2 protein-coding genes are annotated in these 835 nt (G+C 38.7%); both read right to left on the bottom strand.

Annotated features, from left to right (window positions below):
- Positions 1-554 (bottom strand): MupA/Atu3671 family FMN-dependent luciferase-like monooxygenase (locus tag M595_RS28080; RefSeq protein WP_023069938.1); only part of this gene is annotated, 554 nt, incomplete at its 3' end.
- A 59-nt stretch (positions 555-613) separates the two neighbouring features.
- A partial coding sequence (locus M595_RS28085; protein WP_203419191.1) for a hypothetical protein occupies positions 614-835 on the bottom strand: 222 nt, incomplete at its 5' end.

Genomic DNA, 835 nt, shown 5'->3' on the forward strand with positions numbered 1-835 from the left:
ATTTTTCCCGCTTCTATAAACGTTTCTGGAGATTGACAAGTAATCCAAATTGGAAGTTTTTGCTGAATTGGTTTTGGTAAAGTTTTGACCTGAACTGTTCTACCACTTGCATCTTGATAGTCTACAGCTTCCCCTTGCCAAAGTTGCTGAATTGCTTTAATTCCTCGCCACATATTTGCTTTACGATTTGCATGATTTTCACGAGAAAGAATGAATTCATCCATCGTCCAACCGGAGGCAAAAGCAATCCCAACTCGACCATTTGAAAGGTTATCAACAACTCCCCATTCTTCTACAATTCGCACGGGATGATGTAAGGGTACAACAACACTACCTGCTCGTAATTGAATTCTTTCTGTGACCATTGCAAGGGCAGCATTTGTTAAGGAAGGATTCGGATAAAGTCCGCCAAAAGCATGAAAGTGTCGCTCGGGTGTCCACAGCGCCGAAAAACCATTTTGATCGGCAAATTTGGCACTGTCAATAAGTAACTGATACTTATTAGGTTGTGCAACCGATCCATCTCCATCAAAATAAAATAAACTAAAATCCATGTTCATCTCCAAATTAATTGTTATTTCTTGGTTGGTGTTATTAGCTACAGAGTGAGCAATTATGTTTTGTCATCATCTTCCTGTAAGTTACCCTGAATTGATAGCACAGATTCAACCTCCTCCGATGATAAATTTTCGATTTCCTCTAAGAGTTTTTTGATTTCCGGATCATCCGTTTGTTTTGATTTATTTTCCTCAATAATTTTAGCAATCCCGGCAACAGTGGGTGATTCAAATAAAAACTCTCGCATCGGGATATCTATTTGAAATTCTTCTCGCAA

It is taken from the genome of Lyngbya aestuarii BL J (assembly GCF_000478195.2).
Lineage (GTDB): Bacteria > Cyanobacteriota > Cyanobacteriia > Cyanobacteriales > Microcoleaceae > Capilliphycus > Capilliphycus aestuarii.